Origin of the sequence: Burkholderia sp. Ac-20365 (genome assembly GCF_017104715.1) — a bacterium.
Lineage (GTDB): Bacteria > Pseudomonadota > Gammaproteobacteria > Burkholderiales > Burkholderiaceae > Paraburkholderia.
Map to the genome: position 1 here is coordinate 74144 of NZ_JAAGPI010000011.1, position 25837 is coordinate 99980.

Below are 25837 nucleotides of genomic sequence, written 5' to 3' on the forward strand. Positions count from 1 at the left end.
ATCTGTCGGCTGTCCTGATCCGGGTCGCCCGTGCACGGCGGCAATAGCGATGACACGTGTCGACTCTCCCTTCGATATCGAACGTCTGGAAGATGAATGGCTCGAAGCCGATGGCTTTGGTGGCTTCGCATCGGGCACGGTCGGCACGATGCGCACCCGTCGCTATCACGCGCTGCTGCTGACGGCGACGCGCGCGCCGGCGGGGCGCGTGGTGCTCGTCAACGGGATCGAGGCGTGGATCGAATTGAAGGGTGAGCGCTATCCGTTGTCGATGCAGCGTTATGCGCCCGATATCGTGTACCCCGACATTGCCGCGAGCCTGATTGCCTTCGACACGATGCCATGGCCGACATGGCATTTTCGGATCGATGCTCGAACGACTGTGATTGCGGAAGCGTTCGTCGCGAAAGCAACGTGCGAAACGGTGCTGCGCTGGCGTCTTTCGAGCGATAGTGATGCGCGCAACGCTGATGCGATCACACTGCATGTTCGCCCGCTGCTGTCGGGCCGCGATTACCACGCGCTTCATCATGAGAACAGCGCGTTCGATTTCTCCGCATCCGTCGAAGGCGAACGTGTGCAATGGCAGTCGTATCACGATCTGCCCACGATACGCGTGCTCTCGAACGGCGCGTATGAGCACGCGCCCGACTGGTATCGCAACTTCTGCTATGTGCGAGAACGTGAGCGTGGCCTCGACTTCACCGAAGATCTTGCGACGCCCGGCGTTTTCACATTCGATCTTCGTTCCAACGATGCGGTGATGATCCTGAGTGCGTCCCCTGTTAAGCAAGCGACCGCGATTGAAAAGGCGAACGCGCTGGCGAAGACAGAAACGAACCGCCGCGCTTCTTTCCCTTCACGTTTGCATCGCTCTGCCGATGCTTATGTTGTCGCGCGATCGGCGGGTCGCACGATCGTCGCAGGCTTCCCATGGTTCACCGACTGGGGCCGCGATACCTTCATCGCGATGCGCGGCCTGCTGATCGCTACCGGCCGATATGCAGAGGCCGAATCGATTCTGCTCGCGTGGGCGAGCACGATTTCGCAGGGCATGTGTCCGAACCGCTTTCCGGATTACGGCGACGAGCCGGAGTACAACTCGGTCGATGCGTCGCTATGGTTTGCGGTTTCCGTGCACGATTATCTGGCGACAGGGCATGCATCGGACGCGACGCGCGGACGCTTGCAGGAAGCCGTCGATACGATTCTCTCCGGCTATACACAAGGCACGCGCTACAACATCCGCGCCGATGAAGACGGCCTGCTGCGCGCGGGTGTGCCCGGCGTGCAATTGACGTGGATGGACGCGAAGGTTGGCGATTGGGTGGTGACGCCACGAATCGGCAAACCCGTCGAAGTGCAGGCGCTGTGGTTCAACGCGTTGCGCATTGCAGCACGGTGGAATGCGCGCTGGGGTGAAGCCGCGGATCGCGTGGCGGCTGCTTTCGTACAACGCTTCATCGATCCGCAAACGGGCGCGCTGTTCGATAACGTCGATGTCGATCATGTCGCCGGGACGGTCGATCGTTCGATCCGGCCGAATCAGATTTTCGCTGCGGGTGGTCTGCCGTTTGCGCTTGTTGAAGGCGACACGGCGCGCGCTGTCGTCGCGCAGGTCGAAGCGCATCTGCTGACGCCGCTTGGCTTGCGCACGCTGTCGCCGGAAGATCCTGCGTATCGCGGACGCTATCAGGGCGGGCCGCTTGAACGCGATGGTGCGTATCACCAGGGCACGGTGTGGCCGTGGCTGCTCGGCCCGTTTGTCGAAGCATGGCTGCGTGTGCAACTTCCGGATGAGAACGTGCGCAGCGCTGCGCGTGCGCGTTTTCTTGGGCCGCTCGACGCGCATCTGGATCGTGCGGGCCTTGATCATGTTTCGGAAGTCGCGGACGGTGATGCACCGCACACACCGGGCGGTACGCCGTTTCAGGCTTGGTCGTTAGGGGAGAGGTTGAGGATTGGCGTGTTGCTGGGCGAGTGAGGCGCGCTTCGCCCAACCTCCCCAACGCAACCCCCCAAACCGCGCTACGATGTGACTCCCACCGTCACCCGAGAGACGAGGACGCCGCCATGCCTCCGCTGCGCGCTGGAAACCTGCTTGCCACGGCCGAAGGACTACGCCTGCACTCCAGCGAGTGCGCGCGATGGCAACGTTGGGGACCGTATCTGAGCGAGCGGCAGTGGGGCACGGTGCGCGAAGACTACAGCCCGAACGGCACAGCATGGGAGTATTTCCCGCACGACCACGCGCGCAGCCGTGCGTACCGCTGGGGCGAAGACGGCATCGCCGGGTTCGGCGACGAAACCTTGAACTGGTGCGCGTCGATTGCGTTGTGGAATCGCGCCGATCCCATTCTGAAGGAGCGCCTGTTCGGCCTCACGAATCAGGAGGGCAATCACGGGGAGGACGTCAAGGAGCTGTACTTCTATCTCGACGGCACGCCGACGCATTCCTATATGCGGATGCTGTACAAGTACCCGCATGGCGCGTTTCCCTATCAGGATCTCGTCGAAGAGAACGGACGGCGCGGTGCGGATCTGCCGGAATATGAAGTACTCGATACCGGCATATTCGACGACTTGCGCTATTTCGACGTGACTGTGGAATACGCAAAGAACACGCCCGAAGACATCGTGATGCGCGTCACCGTCGAGAATCGCGCGGACCAGTCCGCCAGTCTCGATCTGTTGCCGCAATTCTGGGCGCGCAACAAATGGTCGTGGAAAGAAACGGACGAGCGCCCGAAACTCGTCAAGGAAACCGTGCATGGCGTCACGCGCCTGCTCGGCACGCATCCGGGCCATGAGCCGATCGTCGTTACAGCATGGTCGCCCGATACGACGGTATTCGAGTGGCTCTTCTGCGAGAACGATACGAACGTCCGGCGTCATTTCAACATGGACGCGCAAGGGCCGTTCAAGGACGGCTTCAACGACTACCTCGTGCATGGCGATGCCGACGCGGTCCGCCGCGACGCGGGCACGAAAGCCGCTGCGCATGTGCCGCTGAATCTGCCGCCGCACGGCACGGCCGTCGTGTATCTGCGCTGGCGTCCCGAATTCTGCACGGATGAAACGCCGCTCGACATTGAGCAATTGTTCACGCAGCGCATCGCCGAAACCGATGAATTCTATGCGGCGCTGCAGCACCATATCGACGGCGCGGACGAGCGGCTCGTCCAGCGCCAGGCACTCGCGGGCATGCTGTGGTCGAAGCAGTACTACCAGTACGACGTCGAGCGATGGATGGACGGCGACCCCGGGCAGCCGGCACCGCCCGCGTCGCGCAAGCAGGGGCGCAATCGCGACTGGCGGCATCTGTGCAATGCCGACATCGTGTCGATGCCCGACAAGTGGGAGTACCCGTGGTACGCGTCATGGGACCTCGCGTTTCATGCCGCCGCGTTCGCGCTGATCGATCCCGCGTTTGCGAAACGTCAGCTGCTGCTACTCGTGAAAGACCGCTACATGCATCCGAACGGGCAGATTCCCGCGTACGAATGGGCGTTCAGCGATGCGAACCCGCCCGTGCACGCGTGGGCCGCGTGGCGCGTCTATGAGATCGACCGCGCGCTGACGGGCAAGGGCGACCGCGATTTTCTCGAACTCGTCTTTCACAAGCTGCTGCTCAACTTCGCGTGGTGGGTGAATCGAAAGGATGCGGAGGGCCGCAATATCTTCCAGGGCGGTTTCCTCGGGCTCGACAACGTCGGCATTTTCGACCGCTCGTCGCCGCTGCCTACAGGCGGCCATATCGATCAGGCCGACGGCACCGCATGGATGGCCGCCTACGCGCTGGACCTGATGCGTATCGCGCTCGAACTCGCGTTCGCAAACCACGTGTTCGTCGATATCGGTGTGAAGTTCTTCGAGCACTTCCTGTATATCGCGCAGGCGGTCAGTTGCGAGGACAACTGCGAAACCGGGCTGTGGGACAGCCAGGACGAGTTCTTCTACGACAAGCTGCGCCTGCCCGATGGCACCAACGTGCCCATGCGCGTGCGCTCGATTGTCGGCCTCATTCCGCTGATCGCCGTGCACGTGCTCGAAGAGCGCCTGCATGGTTCATTGCCGGGTCTGCGCGACCGGCTCGTCTGGTTCCTGCGCAACAAGCCCGACCTCGCGCGGCTGGTGTCGCGCTGGAACGATCCGGGGCACGGTAACAGTCTGCTGCTGTCGCTGCTGCGCGGTCATCGGATGAAAGCGCTGCTAAAACGCGCGCTCGACGAAGCCGAGTTCCTCTCCGATCACGGTCTGCGTGCGTTGTCGCGTGTGCATCGCGATCAACCGTATGTCTTTCATCACAACGGGCAAAGCTTCGGCGTGAAGTATCTGCCTGCCGAATCGGATTCGCGCGTGTTCGGCGGCAATTCGAACTGGCGCGGGCCGGTGTGGATGCCCGTCAACTATCTGCTGATCGAGTCGCTATACGAGTTTCACCGCTATTACGGCGACGAGTTCCGCGTCGAGTACCCGACGGGCTCGGGCAACAGGCTATCGCTGTCCGAAATCGCCGATGCGCTCGCGCAGCGCACTACCACGCTATTCCTGAAGGACAAGAACAACGAGCGCCCGGTGATGGCTGCGTATCCGCTGTTGCAGGCTGACCCGCGTTCGCAGGATCTCGTGCTCTTTCACGAATACTTTCACGGCGATAACGGACGCGGCGTGGGCGCGTCGCATCAGACGGGATGGACCGGGCTTGTTGCATTGCTGTTGCAGCCGCGTGAGCGTGCCAGTTCGGGCATCGTGCCTGCAGCAGGCGAGGTGCCGGAATCCGAGCGCGTGACGGACTCCGTGAAGTAGTCCGCGTTGCCCGCGGCGCATGCAACGGTTCGAATGTTCGATTGAACCTGGCGGCGTGAATGCGGGTCTTTCAGATATCGCCACCCGTATGGCTCATTGATGGAAAGACTGCCATGTCCAATGACGCACACGACGCTTCCCCAAACACGCCGTCAGCAAGTTGCAAGATCAATGCGGGGCCGCACGCGGCGGCTGGTCCCGCAGGCAAGCGGCCTGCGCCGCCGTGCACGCTGGTCATCTTCGGCGCGGGCGGCGATCTGACCAAACGGCTGTTGACGCCGTCGCTCTACAACCTGACTGTCGACGGCCTGCTCGACGACGGCATGAATATCATCGGCGTGAATCACGGCGAGCGCGAAACGAAGGCGTGGGTCGACGATCTCGGCCAGTCGCTGCAGCAGTTCGCTGCCGACAAAGCCAGCGAATCGAACTCCGGCAAGGTTGACGAGAAAGCATGGAAGTGGCTGTCCTCGCGCATGGAGTATATGGCGGGCGAGTTCGAAACCGACGATGTGTTCGAAGCGCTGAAACAGCGTATCGACAAGACGGCGCATGGTAATGCGATCTTCTATCTCGCGGTGGGCGCGCGGTTCTTCAGGCCGATCGTCGAGCGTCTGGGCAAGCACGGCTTGCTGAAAGAAGACGCGCAGCGCGAGGGCAACTTCCGGCGTCTCGTGATCGAAAAGCCGTTCGGCACCGATCTCGCATCCGCACGCGATCTCAATGCGCACATTCTGCGTCACGCGGATGAGCAGCAGGTGTATCGCATCGATCACTTTCTCGGCAAGGACACGGTGCAAAGCATTCTGGCCGTGCGCTTTGCGAATGCGATGTTCGAACCGGTGTGGCGGCGCGAGTACATCGACAGCGTGCAGATCACGGCATCGGAAACGCTCGGCGTGGAAGGGCGCGGCAAATTCTACGAGCAGACGGGCGCGTTTCGCGACATGTTGCCGAACCATCTGTTCCAGTTGCTCGCGATGGTCGCGCTGGAGCCACCCAACTCATTCGATGCCGAAGCCGTGCGCGACAAGAAGGCCGAACTCTTCGCCGCGATGGAACCGCTCAAGCGCGACGACGTCGTGCTCGGGCAGTACGAGAAGGGCGATGCGGGCATCGCGTATCGCGACGAACCCGACGTCGCGCGCGACAGCACGACGGAAACCTATGCGGCCGCGCGCGTGTTCATCGACAACTGGCGCTGGGCGGGTGTGCCGTTCTATCTGCGCACGGGCAAGCGCATGACGGCGCGTCGCACCGAAATCGCCGTGCAACTGAAGCGCGTGCCGTTTCTGCTATTCCGCGACACACCTGTCGAATCGTTGACGCCCAATGTGTTCACGTTGCGCATCGATCCCGCGCACGGCACGCGCTTCGACTTCAATGTGAAGGTGCCCGGACCGGCGATGCAGATCGGCGCGGTGCGCTCCGCATTCAACTACAACGACTTCTTCGCCGAACGTGCGAACGTCGGCTATGAAACGCTGCTGTACGACTGCATGCTCGGCGACGAGACGCTGTTCCAGCGTGCCGACAGTATCGAATCGAGCTGGTGTGCGGTGGATGGCGTGCTGCATCCCGAAGGCGGTCCGCTGCCGGTGCATGGCTATCCGGCGGGCAGCAGCGGCCCGGCGCAAGCGGATGCACTGCTCGCGCGCGATGGCCGTGCATGGCGTTCGCTGCAAGGCGGAGACTAGCGGTTTCGTCACAACGATCAACGAAAGGGGGACGACTTGGCTAAAACCAACGCTAAGGCAAAAGCGAAAGCACCTGCGCCGCGCAAGACTGCAAGCGACGGGGAACGGATACTCGCAATCGATGTCGGCGGCACGGGTCTGAAGGCGGCCGTGATCGACGCGGGCGGCGACATGAAAAGCGAGCGTGTGCGCGTGGCGACGCCGCATCCATGCACGCCGGAGCAACTCGTCGATGCGCTTGCGACGCTCGTGCAGCCGCTCGTCGACGCGCATCATCCAACACTGATGTCGATCGGTTTTCCGGGTGTCGTGCGCGACAACTGCGTGCTGACCGCGCCGAATATCGGCGATACAGGCTGGCGCGGCTTTCCGCTCGCGGGTCAGCTTGCGGCACGCATCGGCAATCTGCCGGTGCGCATGATCAACGATGCGGAAATGCAGGGCTTCGCCGCGATCGAAGGACATGGCATCGAATTCGTGCTGACGCTCGGCACAGGCGCGGGCACGGCGCTCTTTCGCGACGGCGAGCTGATGCCGCATCTCGAACTCGCGCATCACCCGGTCAGCAAGAGCCGCACCTACGACGAGTACATCGGTAATGCAGCGCGCGAGAAGGCGGGCACGAAGCGCTGGAACAAACGCGTCGAGAAGGTGATCGGCATTCTGTCTTCGCTCGTCAACTACGACAAGCTGTGGATCGGCGGCGGCAATGCGGCGCGCCTGACGTTCGAACTGCCGTCGAATGCGGCCATTGTGGACAACGCCGCGGGCATCGAAGGCGGCGCGAAGCTGTGGCATCCGAAGTCGTTGCGCGAGTCGCGGCAGTTGCCGGAGGCGAACCAGAAGGCGGGCATATTCGGCTGACGGCGCGACTGACAACGCGGATGACAGCGCGATTGACAGCGGAAAAGTGGGGAATAAACGGGCGTGGCCGTTCGTTTGCTCCGATGCGCTCACGAATGCGTGAGCGCAAACCTTCCACGGAGCCGCCCAATGAAAACTCTCTCTAACGCACGGCTCGCTGCGCTCGCGCTATGTATCGCACTGTCGGGGGCCGTCACGCCAGCCTTTGCGGCCGACGCTTTCGAAGTCACATCGCCCGGCACGCCCGACGGCGGCACGATCGATTCGAGCCATGCCGCCAGCGCGAACAGTTGCGGTGGTGGCAACCAGTCGCCTGCCGTGCAATGGCGCAACGTGCCTTCGGGCACGCGCAGTTTCGCCGTCACGCTGTTCGATCCCGACGGCGCGAAAGGGATCGGCGTGATTCACTGGGTGCTGTACGGGATACCCGCGTCGATGAATTCGATGGCGCATGGCGCATCGGCGCCGACGGGAAGTGTGAGCGGCATCAATCGCACGGGGCAGCCTGGATACTACGGACCTTGCCCGCCCATCGGCGACGTGCCGCATCACTATGTGCTGCAGGTCTACGCGCTCGATCTCGCGCCCGACGCGCTGCCGCCCAATCTCAATCACGATGCGTTTCTCGCGGCCGTCACCAGTCATGTGCTGGCCGCGAGCAGTACCGTGCTGCGCTACGGGCGCTAATGCAGCGCCCGGCGTTTAGCGCGGCGCATCGCCCCAGCGGTACTCGACGGTCGCTTCGTCGAGCTGCTTTTTAATCTCCGGGTCGAGCGTGTAATCGACAGCCGCGAGCGAGTCGTTCAACTGTTCGACGCGGCTCGCGCCGATGATCGCCGACGTGACGGTCGGGTTCGCGAGCACCCATGCAATGGCCGTCTTCGTCATCGGCTCGCCGGTTTTGGCGTTGATCTCACGCAGCGTGTCGATGGTCTTGAACTCGCGCTCGTGCCAGTAACGCTCCGAGTACATCTCGCCCGCCTTGCCGACCGTTTCCGTGAAGCGTCCGTCCGAGGGCTTCGCATCATGCCGGTGCTTGCCCGTCAGCAGCCCGCCTGCGAGCGGGTTGTACGGAATCACGGCGAGACCCTCTTCGTCCGCAAGCGGCAGCAGTTCGCGTTCGATCTGCCGGAACAGCAGGTTGTAGCGCGGCTGCACCGACGCGAAACGCGCCGTGCGCAACACGTCCGAGCGCCCCAGCATGCGCGCGAGCCGGTACGCCAGATAGTTCGATACGCCGATATAGCGCGCCTTGCCCGAGCGCACGATCACATCCAGCGCTTCGAGCGTTTCGTCGAGCGGCGTGTCGCGGTCGTCCATATGCAGCTGATACAGATCGACGTAATCGGTGTTCAGGCGGCGCAGGGAATCGTCGATGGCATCGAGCAGGTGCTTGCGCGATGCGCCCTGATTCCATGGATGCGGCCCGACCTTGGCGACGGCCTTGGTCGCGAGAATGAAGCGGTCACGCTTGCCCTTGAGCCAGCGTCCGATGATTTCTTCCGTGCGTCCCGCAAGATCTTCGCCGCCGCCGAGCGGATAGACGTCGGCGGTATCGATGAAGTTCACGCCGGCATCCGTCGCCTTGTCGAGAATGCTGCGCGATACGTCTTCTTCGGTTTGCAAGCCGAAAGTCATCGTACCGAGACACAAACGCGAGACAGTTAGACCGGTATGGCCGAATTTGCGGTATTGCATGATCGACTCCGCGAGATAGAAACTATGAGTGGTTGAGTGTTGCTGGATGGAAACGCAGAAGACAGAGCATAGCGGCTATTGCGAATCCGCGTGGCTGCGCCGCGCGGAAGCATTCATTGCGCTGACATCCTGTTGCGTGCGGCAGTAGAATTTTTTAGACACGTAAGGTCTAAACGGCTGTGTCGCCGGGGTCGAGGCTCAAGGTTCCTTTCGCGAGGTGTATTCCCGATGAATGTCGAACGAAGCGCCAATCAGGAAACTGGACAGAACAGTTCTCATGCGCGTGCTGCAATAGTGGGCGCGACGGTGGTGGCAATCGGGTTGCTGGTTGCATGCGCGGTGGTTATCAGAAGAAAGAAGGGCAATGCGCATGTGCCCGAGCCGTCGAAGATCGTCGATCTTGAACGCTATGCGGGACGCTGGTACGAGTTCGCGCGTTACGACAATCACTTCGAGCGCGGCCGCGATTTCGTCACGGCCGACTATGCGATGCGCGACGACGGTCTCATCAGCGTCATCAACGCGGGCCGCGAAGGCGGCGCCGATGGGCCTCGGCGCATCGCGCGCGGCAAGGCGCGTGTGGTACCCCGCTCGGACAACGCCAAGCTCAAGGTGTCGTTCTTCGGGCCGTTCTATGTTGGCGACTACTGGGTACTCGACCATGGCGACGATTACGGCTGGTCGATAGTCGGCGAACCGGGCGGCACATATCTGTGGATTCTCACGCGCGACGCGAAGCCGCCTGTCGAACTGCAACGCGCGCTTCTGGAACGCGTTCGCGCATTAGGTTACGACCTGTCGATGCTGCGTCGTACCCAGCACTAAAAGACGTTTGAAATTTTTTCCATCGGTCTTTCCTTTTGCGAAAGCGCGCATTGGCCATTCATCAATTGAAGCCGCGTAGAGTGCGTTTTCGCGGTAAGTCTTGCCTTTTCTCCCTATGCAATTACGCAATTACTGCCGCATTTCCGCACCGGCATGAAATTCGCATTAACCGACGCCATGTAATTCCGCACCGGTCAGCTCGACAGATGCGGCATCTTTAACTGGAGTGACATGCCCACGTAAAGAGTCATGCGAAACAACCGTGGCTTGTCGCTCAACATTGCGTCAATTGCCATGGATACGAACCGTACTCTCACGACTATTCGAAGCGGCGCGCACGAGATCACCGACCATCGTGACGATATCTTCTTCGCCGCAGTATCGACGACACGCATGCCGATGGTCGTCACCGATCCGCATCTGCCCGATAACCCCGTGATCTTCGCGAATCAGGCGTTTCTGCGCATGACGGGTTATGAACTGCCGGAGATCATCGGCAGCAACTGCCGTTTCCTGCAAGGGCCGGAGACCGATCGCGCGACGATTGACGAAGTGCGTGCTGCCGTTGAAGACCGCCGCGAAATCGCCACCGAAATCCTTAACTATCGCAAGGACGGCTCGACGTTCTGGAACGCGCTGTTCATTTCGCCCGTCTTCAACGAGCAGGGCGAACTGGTGTATTTCTTCGGCTCGCAGCTCGACGTGAGCCGCCGCCGCGACGCGGAAGATGCGCTGCATCAGGCGCAGAAGATGGAGGCGCTCGGCCAGTTGACGGGCGGGATTGCACACGACTTCAACAATCTGCTGCAGGTGATGGCGGGCTATGTCGACGTGCTGCAGATGGGCATCGAAGGCAATGCGCACAGCGCGGTGATGGCGCAGAGCCTCGACCGCATCCGCGGCGCCGTTGCCAAAGCCACGACGCTGACGCAACAGTTGCTCGCGTTCGCGCGCAAGCAGAAGCTCGTCGGGCGTACCGTCAATCTGAATACGCTGGCAGACAGCATGGTCGAACTCGCGCGGCGCACGCTTGGCGAGAACATTTCGCTGAGGACGGAATATGCCGAAGGGCTCGGCAATTGCCGCGTCGATTCGACCCAGCTCGAAGTCGCGTTGCTCAACGTGCTGCTCAACGCGCGCGATGCGCTCGCGCACCGGCGCGACGGTATCGTGACGGTGCGCACGGAGGCACTCGAACTCGAGCAGCAGGAGATGGTCGGTTTCGCCGATCTGCGCCCGGGCCGCTATGTAACCATCGCGATCTCGGATAACGGCTGCGGCATTCCGGCTGCGATCCTCGACCGGGTGATGGACCCGTTCTTCACGACCAAGGACGAAGGCAAAGGCACGGGCCTCGGATTGTCGATGGTCTATGGCTTTGCCAAGCAGTCGGGCGGCGCGGTGAACCTCTATTCGGAGGCGGGCGTCGGCACGACGTTGCGCCTCTATTTCCCGGCTGTCGAAGGCAATGCGCAACGTCGCCCGTCCGCGCCGAAGGCGATCGAGAAAGCGGGTAATGAAATGATCCTGATTGTCGACGACCGCGTGGAAGTGGCGGAAGTCGCGCAGGCGATGCTCGAACAGATCGGCTATCGCACACGCGTCGTGCTGAACACGAAAGAGGCGATGGACATCCTGCAGGACGGCACGACGATCGACCTGCTATTCACCGATCTCATCATGCCCGGCAACATGAACGGCGTCATGCTCGCGCGTGAAGCGCGCCGCCTGCATCCGAAGATCAAGGTGCTGCTGACCACGGGTTATGCGGATGCGTCGCTCGAACGGACCGATGCAAACGGCAGCGAATTCGACATCATTCACAAGCCATACAGGCGTGCGGAACTGGCTCGCAAAGTCCGCATCGTGCTGAATGGGCCGACAGGTGTCGGTTAGCTTTCAATCAAGCATCGAGTTATCCGTAAATACAATTGAAAAGCTCCGCATTCTTTCCAATTGCTACATGCTGCGGATAGAATTTATATTCGGTTCCGTTCAACCTGCGGCGAGTCGCGCAGTGCTAAAGCAGTACTGCGCGTTCGCGTTTTATCCGGACCTCGAATGCTGCGACCTTCAATGCCAGAAAACGAAAGCGAACGTATGGAGACATTGCGCTCGCTTCATATCCTCGATACACCGCCCGAAGAGCGGTTCGACCGTCTCACGCGCCTTGCGCGCAGGCTGTTCGGCGTGCCCATCGCGGCCGTCACGCTGGTGGACAGCCAGCGCCAGTGGTTCAAGTCGCATCCGGGCCTCGACGCGTCGGAAACGCCGCGCGACGTCTCGTTCTGCGGTCACGCGATTCTCGACAGCGAACTGTTCCTCGTGAACGACGCGTCGCTCGATGTGCGCTTTGCCGATAACCCGCTCGTCACAGGCGATCCGAACATCCGTTTCTACGCAGGCTATCCGCTGACCGTCGATAACGGCTGCCGCCTCGGCACGCTCTGTCTGATCGACGTGAAGCCGCGCGCGCTCGATGACGAGGAGCGCGTGCTGTTGCGCGATCTGGCGCGCATGGCCGAGCAGGAAATTGCCGCCGTGCAACTCGCGACCACCGATGAACTCACGGGCCTGTCGAACCGCCGCGGTTTCGAAGCGCTCGCGCAGCATGCCATCCGGCTTTGCAAGCGCGAGCAGAAGCCTGCGTCGCTGCTGTTCTTCGATCTGAACGGCTTCAAGCAGATCAACGACGTCTACGGTCACGCGGAAGGCGATCGCGCGTTGATTGCGTTCGCAACGGTTTTGCGCACGGCATTGCGCGACAGCGATGTGATCGGACGGTTAGGCGGCGACGAATTCGTCGTGCTGCTGACCGACTCGAACGAAGAAGGGACGATGCAGACCATCGATCGGCTCAGGCATCAACTGGATCTTCACAACCAGTCGGCGCAGACGCCGTATCAATTGCACAGCAGTGTCGGCACGGCGACTTACGCGCCCGACAGTGCGCAGAGCATCAACGACCTGCTGGCGCAAGCCGACGGCGCGATGTACGCGAACAAGCGCTCGCAGCGTTAGCGTTCGGGCGGCTGCGCAAACGTTTAGCGTAGCCACTCCGGTCTCGATGCAGGGCTTTCAGCGGTTCTCCAGCGCCCAGCGTTCCTCGCGTTCGAGCCGCAGCAGCGCGTGCTCGAACATCGCCCGTGCGCGCCCGGAGATATTGGCCAGATAGACGTGCAGCAGTGCGTCGGCAGGTGTGCGCGACGCGCAACTGACGCTGTACTGCTCGAACGCGCTCAGCTGCATGATGATGTTTGCCAGATGCTTCGGGCATTCGCATGCGATGGTCGTCGACGCGTGCGCGAGCGCCATCAGGGCTTCATCGGAATAGTGCCGTTGCGGCGCGGGTTCGCGCATGTCGGGCTGCGCGGCCGCTTGCCCCGTCTTGCGCTGGATATCGCCCATCAGTTGCGCAATCGACGCCTGATCGAGCGGCTCGCGTATGGTACGTACGCCGACGCGCTCCAGCAGGCTGATCGTGTTCGCGGCTGCGAACGAGTACACGACGACGATGTTTTCTGCATGAGTCGACGCGCTCAACGCGAGCACACGCTCGACGTCGTCGGCATGCAGCGACGGCAGATGAATGATCAGCACGTCGGCGGGCTGGTTCATGCGCTCGGCGAACGCGGCCGTCATGTTCTCGAAGACTTTCGGCTCGGTCGCGAGCTCGGCTTCCATTGCGTGCAGATGCTGGCGAATGGTGTTCGCGAGCGCGCTGCCGACGATCCGCAAGCGCAAGCCCGGCCGTCCTTCCGTCAGCGGTGAAACGGGCGTCTTGTCGACGTGCATGAACGCGAGGCGCTCGAGTTCGCCCGTCTGCAACGTGGCGATCGAGCCAATCGAATAGCCGCGATCGACAAGCCCCTTGATCATCGCGACGCGTCGCACATCGGCCTCGCTATACAGGCGATGCCCGGATTGCGTAGTAGGCGGCGCGACGACGCCGTAACGGCGTTCCCAGATACGCAGCGTGCCGACGGGCAGATTCGCCATGCGGGCGACGGCACCGATGCGGTAGCGCGGTACGACTTCTGGATCATCCACAGTGTTGTTCATGAATCGAAAACCCCTGGAAAAGGCGATTCGAGTCTAACAAGCGCGATGATGTTTTGAAGCGGATTTTTTTATTCACTCCCGGCGCAAAGCCGCGCGAATCCACGTTCTGCCGTTTGCAAGTCTTTGACGTGCAAGCTTTTGCGGGTTCTTGTCCGCATTCTGTTCAATGCGCGTCGCACACAAGCCAAACATGCCCTTGTACCGGTTTTGACCAGGATTGAAGCGGACAGGGCACGCGGTACGCAATCCTGCGATGTTTCAGCGCGGGCGCGTCGAGCCCCGCACGACCAGTTGTGGTGCGGATGTCACGCACACGCGCGGCGCCTTCGGATGTCCGCCATGCGCGCGAGCGGGCCGTTCGATCAGTTCGCGCAGCAGCGAGACGGCCAGCTCGGCGGCTTCGACGGTCGGCACGGCGACCGTGGTGAGCGGCGGGCGCGATTGCTGCGCGAGTTGAATATCGGTGATGCCGATTACAGAGAGATCGTGCGGCACGTCGCGCCCGAGATCGGCGGCGGCGTGGATCGTGCCGAGCGCGGGCAGGTCGTTGGTCGCGAAGATCGCGGTGAGCTTCGCGTCGCGCTCGAGCAGATCGCGCGCGGCTTCGTAGCCGCCCTGAATCGTGTCGGGCGCGTGGCGCACATTTTTCGCGGGCACTTTCAGGCCGGCCTCGCGCATCGCTTCGACGAAGCCTTCATAACGCGACGCATGAATGCCCGACTGCTTGCTGCCCACCACGGCACCGATGCGGGTATGTCCCAGGTCGATCAGATGTTGCGCGGCGAGCCGGCCTGCATGGCGGAAATCGACCGCGACGCATGGCAAGCCGGGCGGATCGTCAGGACGTTCCCACATGCACAGCACGACGGGCGTGCCACGCGCTTCGGCCTTGCGCAGATCGTCGAAGTCGAGATTGGCGTTCATCACGAGCACGCCTTCGGAGAGCGAGCCTGCAAGCTGGTCGAGATAGGTGCGGCCCGCGTGCGGATCTTCGTTCGTGTTGCAGATGATGACGAAGTGGCCACTGGTTCGCGCCGCGCGTTCGGCCGCGAGCGCGAACTCGGGATAGAACGGGTTGGCGATGCTCGACACCATCAGCGCGATGGTCGGCGCGCGGCCTTCCGCGAGCGCGCGCGCTGCGAGATGCGGCCGATAGTTGAGCGCCTCGACGGCTTCGAGCACGCGCTGACGCGTCTGCTCGCCGACACGCCCGCGATTGCGCAGCACGTTCGAAACAGTGGCCGACGTGACGCCGGCGCGCCGCGCGACTTCGCTCAAGGTTGACATGATCTGCAGCGTTTATTCAATATGTGGGAACGACGTTCATCATTTGCATTGGTCACGAGGCCGAGGCACCATGCGCAAAACGACAGAACGAATATCGGAGACAGCCTTACCAGGCCGACAAAAGGCCTACAGAAAGGTCGTGATCGCACAGCGATCATTTTTTCGGCCATTCAGATTAAGCGCTTAATCTCCGCTTCGGACTGATTAAATCACGGAGTCGAAGCGATGGCGAGCATTTCGTTGAAGGGCGTGCAGAAGGCGTATGGAGACAACGCGCCCGTGATCCGCAACGTCGATCTGGAGATCGGCGAAAACGAGTTTTGTGTGTTCCTTGGCCCGTCGGGCTGCGGCAAGTCCACGCTCTTGCGCATGATCGCGGGGCTGGAGGACGTGACCGACGGCGACCTGTCGATTGGCGATCGCATCGTCAATGACGTGCCCGCGGCCGAGCGCGGCGTCGCGATGGTGTTCCAGAGTTACGCGCTGTTTCCGCACATGAGCGTGTACGAGAACATGGCCTTCGGCCTGAAGCTCGCGAAAAAGCCGAAAGCGGAAATCGACAGCAGGGTGAAGGAGGCCGCGCGCATCCTGCAACTCGAAGCGCTGCTCGATCGCAAGCCGCGTGCGCTTTCAGGCGGGCAGCGGCAGCGTGTCGCGATTGGCCGCGCGATCGTGCGTGAGCCGGGCGTGTTCCTGTTCGACGAACCTTTGTCCAATCTCGATGCAACCTTGCGCGGTCAGACGCGTATCGAGATCGCGCGCCTGCACAAGCAGTTCGCGACCGCGAGCGTCGTCTATGTGACGCACGATCAGACGGAAGCGATGACACTCGCCGACAAGATCGTGCTTCTGCATTCGGGCAAGGACACCGAGCGCTACGGCAGCATCGCCCAGATCGGTGCGCCGCTCGAGTTGTATCACCGGCCCAATAGCCGCTTCGTCGCGGGCTTTATCGGCTCGCCGCGCATGAACTTCCTGCCGGGCAAAGTGACGGCTATCGATGCGCAAGGCGTCGACGTCACGCTCGATCACACGAACGAAACCATGCGCGTCGAAGTCGACGGCAGCACGTTGCAAGGCGGACAGCCTGTGACCTTCGGCGTGCGGCCCGAGCATCTCGAACTCGTCACTAGCGATACATCACGTCGTGATGCAACGCTCTCTCGCGCGATTTCGCTGATCGAGCATCTCGGCGAGCACAGCTATGTGCATCTCGAACAACCGGGCGGCGCCGTGCTGATCGCGAAGGTGCCGGGCAATGCCCGCGTCGAACAGGGCGAGCGTGTCGTGTTCAACGCGCCCGCCCGTGCCTGCCATCTTTTCACTGAAGACGGATTCGCCGTGAAGGCGCTCAACTCCGTCGAACACTACGCATAACATAAGGGACACGCGCATGCGCCTTGGAGTCTGTTATTACCCGGAGCACTGGCCGGAATCGATGTGGAAAGACGACGCGCGCCGCATGAAGGCGCTCGGCATCGAGCAGGTGCGAATCGCTGAATTTGCATGGAGCCGGATGGAGCCCTCGCCGGGTGAATACGATTGGGCGTGGCTCGATCGTGCCGTTGATGTGCTGGGCGATGCCGGCCTGCAAGTGGTGATGTGCACGCCGACGGCGACGCCGCCGAAGTGGTTGATCGATCGTCATCCCGACATTCTGCCCGTCGGTGCGGATGGACGTCCGCGCGCATTCGGCTCGCGCCGTCACTACGATTTTTCGTCGCCGTCGTATTTCGAAGCGTCGCGCAAGATCTGTACGGCTGTTGCCGAGCGTTATGGCAAGCATCCCGCTGTCGCGTACTGGCAGACGGATAACGAATTCGGTTGCCACAATACCGTGGTCAGCTATTCGCCCGCTGCCGTCGAGCGTTTTCGCGGGTGGCTGAAGGATCGCTATCAGACCATCGACGCATTGAACCGCGCGTGGGGCACCGTGTTCTGGAGCATGGAGTACCGCAGCTTCGACGAAATCGACGCGCCCATTGCGACGGTGACGGAAGCGCATCCTTCGCACCGGCTCGATTACCGCCGCTTCGCATCCGATGAAGTCGCGCGCTACAACCGCATGCAGGTCGAGATCATCCGTGCGCATTCGCCGGGGCGTCCGGTCGCGCACAACTTCATGCAGCTCTTCACCGAGTTCGACCACTACAAGGTCGCGCGCGATCTCGATGTGGCGACGTGGGACAGCTATCCGCTCGGCGCGCTCGAAGAGCAGTGGTACGCGCCGGAAATCAAGGCGAAGTTCTTGCGCACGGGGCATCCCGACTTCGCGTCGTTCAATCACGACGTGTATCGCGGCATGTCGAAGCTGCCGTTCTGGGTGATGGAGCAGCAACCCGGTCCTGTGAACTGGGCGCACTGGAATCCCGCGCCGCTGCCGGGCATGGTGCGTCTGTGGAGTTGGGAGGCGTTCGCGCATGGCGCGGGTTGCGTGTCGTACTTCCGCTGGCGCCAGGCGCCGTTTGCGCAGGAGCAGATGCATGCAGGCCTGAATACGCCCGACAATCGGCTCGATATCGGCGGCAGCGAAGCGGAGCGGGTCGCGCACGAAATCGCGCAGGTGTCGTCGGCGGCTGTGGATGCAAATGCGAATGTGCGCAGCAAGATCGCGCTGATCTACGACTACGAAGCGAAGTGGCTCTTCGAAATTCATCCGCAGGGCGCGGACTTCCACTATCCGCGTTTCGCGTTCGAGTACTACTCGGCGCTGCGTTCGCTCGGTTTCGACGTCGATGTGATTCCCGCCGATGCGCCGCTCGATGGCTACGCAATGATCGTCGTGCCGCCGCTGCCTGTCGTGCCGGGTGACTTCGCCGTGCGGCTCGCGGCATCGGGCGCGCAGATCGTGCTGGGTCCGCGCACGGGCTCGAAGACGGCTGATCTGCAGATTCCGGCGAACCTGCCGCCGGGCGCGCTCGCGTCGCTGCTGCCGGTTCGCGTGTGGCGCGTCGAATCGATGCGGCCGAACGTGACGGAAGCGGTGCATGTGAATGGCGCAAGCGATGGCTTGCGCGAAGGCCAGGCGCGTCACTGGCGCGATCTGATCGACGCCGCAGATGAACGCAGCTTCGGCGTGCGCGCGCGATTCGCCGACGGTCATCCCGCGTATGTGCAGCATGGTTCCGTGCATTACTTCGCGAGCCTGTTCGACGATCGCCTGACGGAATCGCTGTTCGCACGCATCGCGACGGAAGCCGGCCTCAAGCCGACGCCGCTCGGAGACAGCCTGCGTATCAGCCGTCGCGGCCAGCTGACGTACGTGTTCAACTATGCGAACACGCGTCATGTGATCGAAGGCGTCGACGCATCGCGTTTCGTGATCGGCGCGCCTGAAGTCGAACCGCAAGGCGTTGCGGCTTACCGGACTGAATGATTCGACAACCCGATTTTGACAACCCGATTTAACAACCAGCAGTGATCCCAGCAGGTAAGAACCAGGACACAAGGAGACAGCAACATGGCAGCAAAACGATTCAACGCACGCACGGCGATTGCAGCCGCGGCACTCGCAGTCGCCACCGTCGTTGCGCCGTTCGCGGCGACGACGGCCGAAGCGGGCACGATGACCATCAACATCGCGTTCAAAGGCGCAAGCCAGCGCGCGGTGTGGCAGTCGGTGATCGACGACTTCAAGAAGGCGCATCCGGATATCGACGTAAAGGCTTCGTTCGTCGATGAAGAAGCGTACAAGGTGCAGTTGCCGGGCTGGCTGTCGACCGTCGCGCCCGATGTCGTCAACTGGCACAACGGCGAGCGCATGGCGTACTACGCGCGGCGCGGCCTGTTCGAAGACCTGAGCGGCGACTGGAAGAAGAACGGCTGGGACAACATGTACGCATCGACGAAAGAATCGTCGACGTACAACGGCAAGCAGTATGCGGCACCGACCGTGTACTACTCGTGGGGTCTGTTCTATCGCAAGGATCTGTTCCAGAAGGCGGGCATCACGTCGGAGCCGAAGACGTGGGATCAGCTGATGGACGCGTGCAAGAAGCTGAAGGCGGCAGGCATCACGCCATTTGCAGTGGGCGGCCGCGATGCATGGACGCTGGCAGGCTGGTTCGACTATCTCGATCTGCGCATCAACGGCAACGCGTTCCACCAGAAGCTGATGGCGGGCGAAGTGCCGTACACCGATCCGCGCGTGAAGAAGGTCTACACGACGTGGAAGCAGTTGCTCGACGACAAGGACTTCATCGACAACTCGCTGTCGTACGATCTGGACGCGGCACAGCCGTTCCTGTTCCAGGGCAAGGCCGCGATGATGCTGATGGGCACGTTCATCACGGGCGGCTTCCCGCCGAACGTGAAGCCGAACATGAGCTACTTCCAGTTCCCGATCATCGATTCGAACGTGCCGACGGCCGAAGATGGCCCCGTCGAATCGCTGCATATTCCGGCGAAGGCCAAGAACAAGGCCGACGCGCATACGTTCCTCGCGTTCGTCGAAACGCCGGAGCAAGGCGCGAAGCTCGCAACGGGTCTTGGTTCGTTGTCGGCGAACAGCAAGTCGCCGGAGCCGGAAGATCCCATTTCGAAGATCGGCTTCCAGATTCTGTCGAACACGAAGGGCGGCATCGCGCAGTTCTACGATCGCGACATGACGAAGGAAATGGCCGACGAAGGGATGAAGGGCATGCAGCAGTTCATCGCCGATCCGACCAAGATCGACGCGATCCTTGCGCAGCTCGAGCAGACGCGCAAGCGCATCTACAAGAAGTAAGGATGTAGCAGTGGCGCCGGACTCCTCGTGAGTCTGGCGCAGCACCATCAGGCTTAGGAGAACAGTCGTGTCGCACTCCGTCACACGCCAGGATATCAACGGCACACCGCCGTCGCAGCCGCAGGCGTCGCCCACGCCGCGCGCCGCAAGCAGAAAGCGCGGACCGTCGCCGACCGCGCGGCGGCAGCGCAAGGCCGCGTTGCTCTTTCTCGCGCCCGCGTGCTTCATGGTCGCGGTCTATGTGGTCTGGCCGATCCTGTCGTCGATCTGGCTCAGCTTCTTCAACTGGGACGGGATGACCGACAAGGTCTTCGTCGGTCTCGGCAACTACATCGAACTGTTTCAGGCGCCGACTTTCTATACGGCGTTGAAGAACAACGTCATCTGGTTGCTGCTGTTTCTGCTGGCGCCGCCGATGGGTCTCGCCGTCGCGCTGTATCTGAATCAGGCGGTGTCGGGCATACGTCTGGTGAAGTCGCTGTTTTTCGCGCCGTTCGTGTTGTCGGGCGTGGTGGTTGGTTTGATCTTTTCGTGGTTCTACGACCCGACTTTCGGTTTGCTCGCGGTGATACTCGGCCACGGCGTGCCCGTGCTCGGCGACGCGCACTATGCGACCTTCGGCATCATCTTTGCCGCGCTGTGGCCGCAGACTGCGTACTGCATGATTCTTTATCTGACGGGTCTGACATCGCTTAATAGCGAGCAACTCGAAGCCGCGCGCATGGAAGGCGCGAAGGGCTGGGCGATGCTGTGGCACGTGGTGCTGCCGCAGTTGCGGCCCGTCACGTTCATGGCGATCGTCGTCACGGTGATCGGCGCGTTGCGCAGTTTCGATCTGATTTCGGTGATGACGGGCGGTGGGCCGTTCGAAAGCTCGACGGTGCTTGCGTATTACATGTACGACCAGGCGATCAAGTATTACCGCATTGGCTATTCGGCTTCGATTGCCGTGGTGCTGTTCGCGATCATGCTCGTGTACATCGTCTATCACCTGCGCCGCATGCTGCGCAACGAACAGTAAGGAGCGGACGATCATGTATCCGATGCCTGTTGCCAAATGGAAGCCGATCAACCGGCGGCTCTACAAACTGACCTTGCCGGTTGCGCTGCTGATCTGGCTGATGCCGATGATTGCGGTGCTTGTGACGTCGGTGCGTTCGACGGAAGAACTCGCCGAGGGCAATTACTGGGGCTGGCCTCGACATTTCGCCTTCGTGGATAACTACCGCGAGGCGCTTACCACGTCGCCGATGCTGCATTACTTCTGGAACAGTGTGCTCATCACGGTGCCGTCCGTGATCGGTTCGATTGCGCTCGCGGCGATGGCGGGTTTTGCATTGGCGATCTACAAGTTTCGCGGCAATACCACGCTGTTTGGGACGTTCGTCGCGGGTAACTTTGTGCCGATCCAGATTCTGATGATTCCCGTGCGGGATCTGTCATTGAGTCTTGGGTTGTTCAATACGCTTGGTGCGCTGATTCTTTTTCATGTGTCGTTTCAGACTGGGTTTTGTGCGCTGTTTCTGCGTAACTTTATCAAGCAGTTGCCTTATGAACTGGTAGAGGCGGCGCGGATCGAAGGTGCGGGCGAGTGGACTGTGTTCTTTCGCATCGTGTTGCCGTTGATTCGTCCTGCGCTGGCTGCGCTTGCTATTCTGGTTTTCACGTTTGTGTGGAATGACTATTTTTGGGCTCTTTGTCTGACCCAAGGTGACGAGGCTGCACCGATTACTGTTGGCGTTGCCGCACTCAAAGGGCAATGGACCACGGCGTGGAATCTCGTGTCGGCAGGTTCGATTCTGGCTGCATTGCCGTCTGTTGCGATGTTCTTTGCTATGCAGAAGCACTTCGTCGCTGGGCTGACTTTTGGTGCTACCAAGGGTTGATGTTTTTGGTTTTTTGGTTTTTTGGTTTTTTGGTTTTTGTCGTTGTCTCCTCGTAGAAGGTTGCCCGCGTGAGCGGGCTTTTTTCTTGTGTGAGGTTGTGTTGTGACGCTGGTTTGGTTTGCCTGTGTTTTCGCTGGCATCCGCGTTTCGTTTTGCCTTGTTCAAGCGTTGCCCCTGTGCGGGGCGGCACTTACTTTCTTTGCCGCCGCAAAGAAAGTAAGCAAAGAAAGCGGGCTAACACCGCCCGTGCTTGACCACCGCCTGAGGGCCCCCAACAGTTCCTCCACTTCAAACGGCAACCGGCTATTCCCCGCCCGTTGCCAACGCTTCGAACAAACGCCTCACCCTCTTCAATCACCCGCAACGCAGCCAGCGGCAGCGACTAGCTAATGCCGCCCAGGTGGCAAACTGTGTGTAGGTCGTAGTACTTCACGCCTCAGCGCTCCTACGACACCGATCCTGCTTTCGAGCGGCCTACCTTGCTTTTCAGTCCGGAGTGAAGCGCATAAGCCGCGACAGCCGACACACAGTTTGCCGCTATAGAACGTGGGAGATTTGATCGCGCACGCGGCGACGAAGGCGTGCGAAGCGGGTGAGGCGCTCAATAAGAGCGTTGGCAGCGGGCATCGAGAAGGGAGACGCCGCGAACAGGACGGGGCCGTTGGGGGCCCGTGGGCAACTACAAGAACGGGCGGTGTTCAGCGGCTTTCTTTGCCTACTTTTCTTTGCCGCGGCAAAGAAAAGTAGGTGCCGCCCCGCACAGGGGCGACGCGTGAAGGGGTAAGTCACATCGCGGATGCCAGCGCAAAGCCGAGCAAACCAGCGTCGCAGACAAACTAGATCAATTGCCGCCCCGCCTAGGGGCAACGCTAGCAAACCAGAAGCAACCCGCGGATGCCAGCAAAAAACTATTGCCCTTGCGGCAAAACCCCCCGTACTCCTGCCAGCGGCGACCCATACCCACCCGATTGCGCATTGTTAGGCGCCCCCGTCACGAGTTGCGCCCGCGGATCCGTCGGATTGAGATTCATCTCGCCAGCCTGCTGATTCCCATGCGTCGGATACTCACTGCCACGCGGCGCATTAGGCATCAACCGCGTGCTATTAACAGGCGCATTGACATCGTCATAAGTAGAAAGGCCCTGCGCGTGCGACGCGACAGCGCCAAAAGACAGCACAAAAGCAGCGGTAAACTGAAGACCAGCGGTGATCTTACGCACGATGTACTCCTTGCTCGAACAATGGCGCGTCCATCATGAACAGAAGAACCGCGATGCCGTCCTTCTTATTCCCTTCTAACTATTGGCCATCGCATTCACGAGTTCAAGGCGTGTCATGCGCATGCAAGCAACACGCGTCGATAGCGTCGCGCTTTTGTAGCAGTTCGTCGTCCAGCCCGCGACGCTCAGGCCTTTTCGCCCGCAATATCGCCAACCGCACGCCGCGCTGCGCGCAGGATTTCATTCGCGAGTTCGGGCCGCGACTTCAACACCGCGCGCGATGCCGCAATCGCACCGATCAGCGCTGACGACATCGCGACCGCTTTCTCGCGCAGGTCGCCCTTCACCTTGTGCGCGTGCAGGTGCTTCTCGAACACGGCAGTCATCTTTTCGAAACCTTCGCTGTAACGCGCGCTGATCGTCTCGTCCTGACGTCCAATCTCGCTCGCGGACGCGGCCATCGCGCAGCCATTCGCGATGTCGTCGCGCTTTTCCTCGGACAAATAGCTGTCGAGCAACTCGCTTAAACCCGGCGCCCGGCCTTCGGGCGTGCGGGTCATGCGCTCGTGCCCGATCTGCAGGCCGTACGCGAGCGCTTCCGCCGCAAGTTCTTCCTTCGACGCGAAATGCGCATACAGCGCGCCATGCGTGAGTCCCGCCGCCTTGCCGATTTCGGCAACACCGACGCCATCGATGCCGCGCTCCCGGAAAAGGCGCGCGGCAGTTTCGACGAGGGCCGCGCGGTTTTGCGCCGCCTTTTCCTTGCTGACTTTCATCGCTGATCCACCTTCCGCAACAAATCGATGCGAAAAATCGCTTGACTCGTATTGATTGCGGTCGCTATGATTAATTTAAGATTGCAGTTGCAATTATAAAACAGCTGCAGGCGGATGTCCGCCCCAACCCTCAACTTTTGGAGAATTGACCATGTCCTTTGCAAACAAGACGGCGCTCATCACGGGCGGCAACGGTGGCATCGGGTTCGCAGCGGCGCGCCTGCTGATCGCGCAAGGTGCACGCGTAGCGATCACGGGCCGCGACCAGAAGAAGCTCGACGAAGCCGCGGCCGAACTCGGCCCGAACGCGCTGCCCATCCGCGCGGACCTCGACGATCCCGCAGCCATCGACGACGTGATGAAAGTGATCGCCGACAAGTTCGGCAAGCTCGATATCGTGTTCGCGAATGCGGGCGTGAGCGGCGCGACGCCGGTCGGCAGCACGACGGCGGAGAAGTTCGAAGCGATCATGCGCACCAACGTGACGGCCGTGTTCCTGACCGTGCAGGCCGCTGTGCCGCTGATGGGCGAGGGCGGTTCGATCGTGCTGAATGGATCGGTGATGCGTCAGCTGGGCGCGCCGGGTTCGTCGGCGTATTCGGCGTCGAAGGCGGCAATTTCGGGCATGGCGCGCGTGCTTGCGTCGGAACTCGTCACGCGCGGCATCCGCGTGAATACGGTGATTCCCGGCGGCACGCGTACGTCGATCTGGACCCGCGGCGACCGTGAAGGCGCAACGCTCGATGCAACGGAAACGGCACTCTCGCCGATGATCCCGATGGGCCGCTTCGCGTTGGCCGACGAAGTGGCGCAAGCGGCGGTGTTCCTTGCGTCGGATGCATCGTCGGGCATGACAGCGGCGGAGATCGTCGTGGATGGCGGCAACACGGGTGCGCCGATGGGCGCGCCGGCATTCCGCCGCTAAGCGCTTGACCTGCTTTAAAGGATGAAACGAAAAAGGGCGATGCGCACTGGCATCGCCCTTTTTTCTATCCGACGCGCGAGCGGTGTTAGAACATGCCCGCAACGACAGCTGCGACGATCGATCCGAGCACCAGCACCGCGCCGACCGTACGGCGTTTATTCAACTGTGTCCACAGCAGCACGCCCGTCAGCGACAGCAGAATCACGCCGCCCGCAAACGTGTCGATCAGCAGCACCCAGCCGACACTCAGTCCCACACCCTTGTGCAGATTCGTCAGTGTCGCGAGGAACGTGTTGGCACTGCGCTTGACGCTCACATAGTCGTTGCCGACCCAGTACTCGGCCTGCGTATTCTCATTCGGCGAAGCAAAACTCACCTGCCAGTGTTCCGGTTGAATCGCCTTGTGATCGCCCCATGCGACAGGACGCGACGGTTCCTTCTGCATGCGGCCCGGCTTGCCGTCTACCTTCAATTCCTGCTTGAGCCATTTGGCGAGTTCGCGCGGCGATTCCGGCGCGGGCTGCGGCAACTTCACCTGCAGCGATTCGACCTGTGGTTCGCCCGTCGATACACGCAGCGGTCCGCCGCGATGGTTCAAAAAAAAGCCGCTGGTGCCCATCAACAGACCGAGCGCCGCGCCCCACAGGCCGATCCAGCTATGCACCTTGCGCAGCCAGCGGATGAACGTGATGCGGCGCGAGGCGGCGGGCGGCGCACCGTTGCCGGCGCTTTTGCTTTGCCCGTTCGCGCGTGTGGCGGAATCGATGGCAACGGTTTCGGGTGTATTCACAGGTCGCTCCAGGGGGCAAGACAGCGTGGATTGCAACTGACCGCGACCGTCGGCGAATAGCGCGCGCATGCGTTCGCCTGTCGGCGCTCGCGACGCAAGTCATTGCTTCGGGACGGAATGGCCATCGGCCGGGGGATGCGATGGCGTTGGCTGGCTGGCCGCTTTGCCCTCGAATGGGGCGCAGCAGTGGGCTGGCTTGTCGATCAGATATGGCTGCCTATGATTTCACGGCGTAATGAATGCCGCAATCGCTCGGGGCGATTTACAACATT

20 protein-coding genes are annotated in these 25837 nt (G+C 61.5%); 14 read left to right on the forward strand and 6 right to left on the reverse strand.

The features are described 5' to 3' along the window. Positions 1–49: 49 nt before the first annotated feature. From G3O01_RS20525 to G3O01_RS20545, 5 genes are all read left to right on the forward strand, one after another. Positions 50–1984, forward strand: a complete 1935-nt coding sequence (locus G3O01_RS20525; RefSeq protein ID WP_205806969.1) for an amylo-alpha-1,6-glucosidase — start codon at positions 50–52, stop codon at positions 1982–1984. Positions 1985–2073: 89 nt separating this feature from the next. Further along, positions 2074–4809, forward strand: coding sequence for a glucosidase (locus G3O01_RS20530; RefSeq protein ID WP_205806970.1), 2736 nt, complete (start codon positions 2074–2076; stop codon positions 4807–4809). A 113-nt stretch (positions 4810–4922) separates the two neighbouring features. After that, on the forward strand, positions 4923–6506 hold the full coding sequence (gene zwf / locus G3O01_RS20535) for a glucose-6-phosphate dehydrogenase (RefSeq protein ID WP_205806971.1): 1584 nt from the start codon (positions 4923–4925) through the stop codon (positions 6504–6506). 108 nt (positions 6507–6614) lie between these two features. Then, the gene (locus G3O01_RS20540; RefSeq protein ID WP_346779210.1) at positions 6615–7370 is read left to right on the forward strand and encodes an ROK family protein; all 756 of its coding nucleotides are present in this window, start codon (positions 6615–6617) and stop codon (positions 7368–7370) included. Between the two features lie 129 nt (positions 7371–7499). Further along, positions 7500–8057 (forward strand): YbhB/YbcL family Raf kinase inhibitor-like protein, encoded by a 558-nt coding sequence (locus tag G3O01_RS20545; RefSeq protein WP_205806973.1) that lies wholly within the window; start codon positions 7500–7502, stop codon positions 8055–8057. 15 nt (positions 8058–8072) lie between these two features. Here G3O01_RS20545 and G3O01_RS20550 read toward each other — a convergent pair whose 3' ends face one another. Further along, positions 8073–9068 carry an aldo/keto reductase gene (locus tag G3O01_RS20550; protein WP_205806974.1) on the reverse strand — a complete coding sequence of 332 codons (996 nt, stop codon included), beginning with the start codon at positions 9066–9068 and terminating at the stop codon, positions 8073–8075. Positions 9069–9296: 228 nt separating this feature from the next. On the opposite strand from G3O01_RS20550, the gene G3O01_RS20555 reads away from it, so the two are divergent. From G3O01_RS20555 to G3O01_RS20565, 3 genes are all read left to right on the forward strand, one after another. Further along, positions 9297–9893 carry a lipocalin family protein gene (locus G3O01_RS20555; RefSeq protein ID WP_205806975.1) on the forward strand — a complete coding sequence of 199 codons (597 nt, stop codon included), beginning with the start codon at positions 9297–9299 and terminating at the stop codon, positions 9891–9893. A gap of 294 nt (positions 9894–10187) precedes the next feature. After that, positions 10188–11789: a hybrid sensor histidine kinase/response regulator gene (locus G3O01_RS20560; RefSeq protein ID WP_205807113.1), complete on the forward strand. Its 1602-nt coding sequence runs from the start codon at positions 10188–10190 to the stop codon at positions 11787–11789. A gap of 165 nt (positions 11790–11954) precedes the next feature. Further along, positions 11955–12914 (forward strand): sensor domain-containing diguanylate cyclase, encoded by a 960-nt coding sequence (locus G3O01_RS20565; protein ID WP_205806976.1) that lies wholly within the window; start codon positions 11955–11957, stop codon positions 12912–12914. Between the two features lie 57 nt (positions 12915–12971). On the opposite strand, the gene G3O01_RS20570 is transcribed toward G3O01_RS20565, so the two are convergent. Then, on the reverse strand, positions 12972–13955 hold the full coding sequence (locus G3O01_RS20570) for a MerR family transcriptional regulator (protein WP_205806977.1): 984 nt from the start codon (positions 13953–13955) through the stop codon (positions 12972–12974). A gap of 258 nt (positions 13956–14213) precedes the next feature. Further along, on the reverse strand, positions 14214–15242 hold the full coding sequence (locus G3O01_RS20575) for a LacI family DNA-binding transcriptional regulator (RefSeq protein ID WP_205806978.1): 1029 nt from the start codon (positions 15240–15242) through the stop codon (positions 14214–14216). A 225-nt stretch (positions 15243–15467) separates the two neighbouring features. Here G3O01_RS20575 and ugpC point away from each other — a divergent pair, with 225 nt between their 5' ends. From ugpC to G3O01_RS20600, 5 genes are all read left to right on the forward strand, one after another. Further along, on the forward strand, positions 15468–16619 hold the full coding sequence (gene ugpC, locus G3O01_RS20580) for a sn-glycerol-3-phosphate ABC transporter ATP-binding protein UgpC (RefSeq protein WP_205806979.1): 1152 nt from the start codon (positions 15468–15470) through the stop codon (positions 16617–16619). A 16-nt stretch (positions 16620–16635) separates the two neighbouring features. Then, the gene (locus G3O01_RS20585) at positions 16636–18618 is read left to right on the forward strand and encodes a beta-galactosidase (RefSeq protein ID WP_205806980.1); all 1983 of its coding nucleotides are present in this window, start codon (positions 16636–16638) and stop codon (positions 18616–18618) included. An 84-nt stretch (positions 18619–18702) separates the two neighbouring features. Continuing rightward, a complete protein-coding gene (locus tag G3O01_RS20590) occupies positions 18703–19968 on the forward strand; it encodes an extracellular solute-binding protein (protein WP_205806981.1) in 1266 nt (421 codons plus the stop codon). Between the two features lie 67 nt (positions 19969–20035). Then, the gene (locus G3O01_RS20595; RefSeq protein WP_205806982.1) at positions 20036–20989 is read left to right on the forward strand and encodes a sugar ABC transporter permease; all 954 of its coding nucleotides are present in this window, start codon (positions 20036–20038) and stop codon (positions 20987–20989) included. Between the two features lie 13 nt (positions 20990–21002). Next, positions 21003–21854, forward strand: coding sequence for a carbohydrate ABC transporter permease (locus tag G3O01_RS20600; RefSeq protein WP_205806983.1), 852 nt, complete (start codon positions 21003–21005; stop codon positions 21852–21854). 908 nt (positions 21855–22762) lie between these two features. Here the strand turns inward: G3O01_RS20600 and G3O01_RS45360 are convergent. Both G3O01_RS45360 and G3O01_RS20605 read right to left on the reverse strand, forming a co-directional pair. Beyond that, positions 22763–23032, reverse strand: a complete 270-nt coding sequence (locus tag G3O01_RS45360; protein WP_346779211.1) for a hypothetical protein — start codon at positions 23030–23032, stop codon at positions 22763–22765. A 227-nt stretch (positions 23033–23259) separates the two neighbouring features. Further along, entirely contained in the window at positions 23260–23850 is a 591-nt protein-coding gene (locus G3O01_RS20605) for a TetR/AcrR family transcriptional regulator (RefSeq protein WP_205806984.1), read from the reverse strand. Positions 23851–24001: 151 nt separating this feature from the next. On the opposite strand from G3O01_RS20605, the gene G3O01_RS20610 reads away from it, so the two are divergent. Then, a complete protein-coding gene (locus G3O01_RS20610) occupies positions 24002–24775 on the forward strand; it encodes an SDR family oxidoreductase (protein WP_205806985.1) in 774 nt (257 codons plus the stop codon). A gap of 85 nt (positions 24776–24860) precedes the next feature. Here G3O01_RS20610 and G3O01_RS20615 read toward each other — a convergent pair whose 3' ends face one another. Continuing rightward, entirely contained in the window at positions 24861–25565 is a 705-nt protein-coding gene (locus G3O01_RS20615; protein ID WP_205806986.1) for a PepSY-associated TM helix domain-containing protein, read from the reverse strand. Between the last annotated feature and the right edge of the window lie 272 nt (positions 25566–25837).